This window comes from Streptomyces fuscichromogenes (assembly GCF_014645815.1).
GTDB classification, from domain to species: Bacteria; Actinomycetota; Actinomycetes; order Streptomycetales; family Streptomycetaceae; genus Streptomyces; species Streptomyces fuscichromogenes.
On record NZ_BMML01000124.1, the window covers coordinates 1 to 605 of the forward strand.

At 66.9% G+C, this 605-nt stretch carries 1 protein-coding gene; it reads left to right on the forward strand.

The genetic code is table 11. The features are described from left to right. The coding region (locus IEZ11_RS50475) for an alpha-amylase family glycosyl hydrolase (protein ID WP_268239988.1) at positions 1–605 on the forward strand (605 nt) is incomplete at both ends.

A 605-nucleotide genomic window follows, 5' to 3' on the forward strand; every position in this document is an offset into this window, starting at 1 on the left:
GGAGTCCCGCTACCCCGTCTCCGAGATCCTCGCCAAGACCCCCGCCATCCCCTCCGGCTGCCAGTGGGGCATCTTCCTGCGCAACCACGACGAGCTGACCCTCGAAATGGTCACCGACGAGGAACGCGACTACATGTGGGCCGAATACGCCAAGGACCCGCGCATGCGCGCCAACATCGGCATCCGACGGCGCCTCGCCACCCTCCTCGACAACGACCGCAACCAGATCGAGCTCTTCACCGCCCTGCTGCTCTCGCTCCCCGGCTCACCGATCCTCTACTACGGCGACGAGATCGGCATGGGCGACAACATCTGGCTCGGCGACCGCGACGCCGTCCGCACCCCCATGCAGTGGACCCCCGACCGCAACGCCGGCTTCTCCTCCTGCGACCCCGGACGCCTCTACCTGCCCACCATCATGGACCCCGTCCACGGCTACCAGGTCACCAACGTCGAAGCCTCGATGTCCTCCCCGTCCTCCCTGCTGCACTGGACCCGGCGGATGATCGAGATCCGCAAGCAGAACCCCGCCTTCGGACTGGGCTCCTACACCGAACTCCAGTCCTCCAACCCGGCGGTGATCGCGTTCCTGCGGGAGTACGAGG